Raw genomic sequence first — 4,052 nt, forward strand, 5'->3', positions numbered from 1 at the left:
GGCTCATATTTTTAGTGTGTAGTAAAACTAAAATATGAAAAAAGGAGCTACCTGAACAGATGGCTCCTTATATTTTTTTTGTCGGTTAGTAGTGTTAAAAAATATACTTTGATATTTTATAAAAACCGCAAGATTGCGGTTTTTTTTATGTTGAAGATTTAAGTAAATTTACACATGTTTTCATCCCAAAAGTCAAAAGAACAGCTCATTGGTCAGACTCTAAATCAGTTTTGGGGTTATGCCGGCTTTCACTCTGTTCAGAAGGAGATTATATTGTCTATCCTGGATGGCAATGATACGCTGGCGCTTTTGCCAACCGGTGGTGGAAAATCATTGTGTTATCAGCTCCCGGCTTTGGTTTTAGAAGGAACCTGTCTGGTAATCTCACCTTTGTTAGCTCTGATGCGGGATCAGGTGGATGCATTGCAGTCCAGAGGCATCGAGGCCGAATTTCTAAGCTCGGAGTTAGATGAATTTGACGAAGAGTCTATTTATAACAGATGTAAAAATGGCTTGGTAAAGATCCTTTACGTTTCTCCGGAACGTTTACAGAATCAATTGTTCATAAGAAGCATGCAGGATATTGATATTTCTTTTATTGCGGTGGATGAAGCGCACTGCATATCAGAGTGGGGTCAGGACTTCAGGCCAAGTTACAGGAATATCAAAATTTTTCGCAGCGAGTTTAAAAATGTTCCTTGTCTGGCTTTAACCGCCACTGCAACACACAAAGTCGAGGATGAGATCATTCAGAAATTAGGTTTACACAGGCCTAATATTTATAAAAAAAGCTTTAACAGAAGTAATCTAAATATTATTTTAGAAAATACATCTGATAAGTACAACCGAATTCTCCAGTTTTTGAGGCAGAATTCTGCGTCAGGTATTATCTATACCAGGACACGGAGAGATGCGGAAGAGTTAAGCCATTTTATTAAGCAAAATAATTTCGCTAACATTGATTTTTTTCATGCAGGCCTGAATTCTGCAGATAAGGAGAAGCTTCAGAAAAGATGGCTCAGCAGCCGATATCATGTATTAGTGTCAACCAACGCATTTGGTATGGGGATTGACAAAGACGATGTAAAATTTGTGATTCACCTTTCTCCCTCTTCTACAATAGAAAATTATTATCAGGAGATAGGCCGCGCGGGCCGAGATGGAGAAGAAGCGTTGGCTCTAACACTATGGAACGAGCAGGAAATTACCAATATTGATAATACGTTTCAAAATCAGATTCCTCACAAGGCAGAATATGAGAAAATTATTATTTTTCTATATTCTGTTTTTCAGATTGCTGACCAGGATTTGTCCGAGAGAACTTTTCAGCTGGATGTATTGCGCCTGAAAAATCTTACCAAATTATCTGTTGCTAAAATCAAGAATGTCCTTAATTTTCTAAATAATCAGGAACTTATTTTCTACAAAAGTAATGTTTCTACTTCGTCGGTTATCAGTTTTGTGAAATCTGACGAACTGGATCAGTTGGCTGCTGCAGATGCCTACTTTATGGAGATGCTTTTTCGCAATTTGCCGGGCTTATCAATACAAAAAGTTCATTTTAGTGAAGCTGCATTCTGCAAAAAGAATGGTGTTGATTTTCAAAAATTTAAAGAAAAGCTTTTACAGATGCAGAAGGCCGGCTACCTCGAGTACCTCGATGGCAGCCAAAACTCGATCAAGTTTCTCAAACCAAGAAATGACCGACTCCTTTTTGGCGAATATTGGTCACTTTTTTATCAGATTCAAAAAAATAAACTTCGCAAATGGGAAGAAAATAAGTTCTATATCAGAGATACAGATTTTTGTAAAATGAAACTAATCCTCAACTATTTCGGGGAAAAAGATGCTGAAAATTGCGGCAAATGTTCGGTTTGCAGAAAAAGGAATAATTCCAAAAGAACACTTTCATCAGATATAACTTTGCAATTGTCTGCGCGGCCTATGTCTTTGGATGAGATGTCGGCTAATCTTCATTTTTACTCCAAAGAAAACATCCGGGAAACGCTTATTTTCCTTTTGGATATTGGTAAAGTAAAAATGTTGAACTACAAAACCTACATGCTCAATCAATAGAAACTACACAAAATCAATAGATATTAATCAATCATCAATTATAATCAATGCAGAAGAATTCTCTTAATGTTGTGTTTTTCGGGACACCAGACTTTGCAAAAGCTTCTTTGGAAGCCATCTTTAATTCAAACCACAAGGTGGTGGGTGTTGTAACAGCGCCTGACAAAGCAAGTGGACGCGGTATGAAGCTAACACCTTCCCCAGTTAAAGTTTTTGCAGAAGATCATCATCTTAATCTTTTGCAGCCGGAAAAGTTAAGAAACCCAGAATTTTTGGATGCTGTCCAACAACTTAATGCTGATGTATTTGTTGTTGTAGCATTCAGGATGATGCCTCAGGTTTTATTTTCGCTTCCCAGGCTGGGCACATTTAACCTGCATGGTTCGCTATTGCCGGATTACCGTGGCGCGGCGCCTATCAATTATGCGGTTATAAATGGTGAGACCAAGTCTGGCGTTACCACATTTTTCATCAATGAAAAAATAGATGAAGGTCACATTCTTTTACAAGCCGAAACCAACATTTTGCCAGAAGATAACGCTGGGACACTACACGATAAGCTGATGGAAATAGGAGCCAATCTGGTTGTAGAAACACTTAACGGATTATCAGAAAATACGATTAAGGAAAAACCTCAGCCTGAAAAAGAAAATCCCCAAACGGCTTATAAAATATTCAAAGACGATCTGAAAATCGATTGGAATCAAAGCTCAGAAAAGATTCACAATTTCGTGAGAGGAATGTCGCCTTATCCAACAGCTTTCACGATTTTGAAAATAGGAGACGAGGAAAAATCACTGAAAATATTCAAAGGACATTTTGAATTGGAATCACATTCTAGAGAAGCTGGAGATTTTGAGATTTCTAAAAATGAGTTCAAATTCTACACAAAAGATGGGATTTATTATCCGGAAGATGTTCAAATCCAAGGTAAAAAAAGAATGCCTATCAAAGATTTTCTTAACGGAATTCAGAATTTTGAAGATTATAAAAAGTAAAAATGTTTAAGAATGAAAAAATTATTTTTCGGATTATTAATTGCATCTAACCTTTTCTTTTCTCAGGATCTGAAAGTGATGACTTACAACATTAGACTGTCTTTGGAAAGCGACAAAGAAAACTCTTGGAACAACAGAAAAGATGATGCTTTGGCGCTGATGTCGTATTATCATCCGGATTATTTCGGTGTTCAGGAAGCCGTTCCGCAACAGATGATTGATATTAAAACCAATCTGAAAGATTACGATTTTGTGGGCGTTGGAAGAGATGATGGTAAAAACCAAGGCGAATATTCGGCGATTTTTTATGATAAAAACAAATTGGAAGTTACCAAATCTGGAACTTTCTGGCTAGGCGAAACGCCAGAAAAACCTTCTAAAGGCTGGGACGCAGCTTATAACAGAGTTTGTACTTATGCGTTTTTCAAAATAAAAAAAACTGGCAAACAATTCTTGGCGATGAACCTGCATTTTGACCACGTTGGTGATGTTGCAAGAGTGAATTCTGCAAAGCTAATTCTTGAAAAAATAAAAAAACTGAATCCGAAAAATCTACCATTGACTTTGACCGGCGATTTCAATTTGACAGATGATTCTGAACCGATAAAAATTATGTCAAAATCTTTGGATAATGTTTTTTACCATTCAAAAAAACCACATTATGGACCAAAGGGAACTTTTACAGGATTTGATATTAACACTATTCCGCAGGACAGAATTGATTATATTTTCGTGAAAGGTTTTGAGGTTTTGTCCAACAGAACAATCAATGACAGGCGAGAAAATCTGCTTTATCCATCGGATCATTTTCCGATTTTGGCAGAGATTGACTTTAAGAAATAGAAATGCAAAAATCCTCTTGATGAAAGAGGATTTGTTTTTTTTTTATGAATATCCGTAATTACACATAATTTCGTATATTTACTTATAATTTAATTAGTTAGATGAATATATTTAGTTTTACAACGCATTTTGGGA

The 4,052-nt window shown here is 36.4% G+C and carries 3 protein-coding genes; all 3 read left to right on the forward strand.

What is annotated here, in order from left to right:
• The first annotated feature begins 174 nt into the window (after nt 1-174).
• From B0B05_RS16105 to B0B05_RS16115, 3 genes are read left to right on the forward strand one after another with little or no spacing between them, the layout of a single operon-like run.
• Complete coding sequence (locus B0B05_RS16105; protein WP_076784588.1) at nt 175-2,076, forward strand: RecQ family ATP-dependent DNA helicase; 1,902 nt, start codon at nt 175-177, stop codon at nt 2,074-2,076.
• A 47-nt stretch (nt 2,077-2,123) separates the two neighbouring features.
• Nucleotides 2,124-3,074 (forward strand): methionyl-tRNA formyltransferase, encoded by a 951-nt coding sequence (gene fmt / locus B0B05_RS16110; RefSeq protein ID WP_076784589.1) that lies wholly within the window; start codon nt 2,124-2,126, stop codon nt 3,072-3,074.
• A 12-nt stretch (nt 3,075-3,086) separates the two neighbouring features.
• Nucleotides 3,087-3,917: an endonuclease/exonuclease/phosphatase family protein gene (locus B0B05_RS16115; protein ID WP_076784590.1), complete on the forward strand. Its 831-nt coding sequence runs from the start codon at nt 3,087-3,089 to the stop codon at nt 3,915-3,917.
• The last annotated feature ends 135 nt before the right edge of the window (nt 3,918-4,052 follow it).

This window comes from Epilithonimonas bovis DSM 19482 (assembly GCF_900108115.1).
Lineage (GTDB): Bacteria > Bacteroidota > Bacteroidia > Flavobacteriales > Weeksellaceae > Epilithonimonas > Epilithonimonas bovis.

Excerpts from the sequence above, each read along its gene's own strand:
- B0B05_RS16115 (WP_076784590.1), top strand. The coding sequence starts at position 3,087 with ATGAAAAAATTATTTTTCGGATTATTAATTGCATCTAACCTTTTCTTT.
- B0B05_RS16105 (WP_076784588.1), top strand. The coding sequence starts at position 175 with ATGTTTTCATCCCAAAAGTCAAAAGAACAGCTCATTGGTCAGACTCTA.
- fmt (WP_076784589.1), top strand. The coding sequence starts at position 2,124 with ATGCAGAAGAATTCTCTTAATGTTGTGTTTTTCGGGACACCAGACTTT.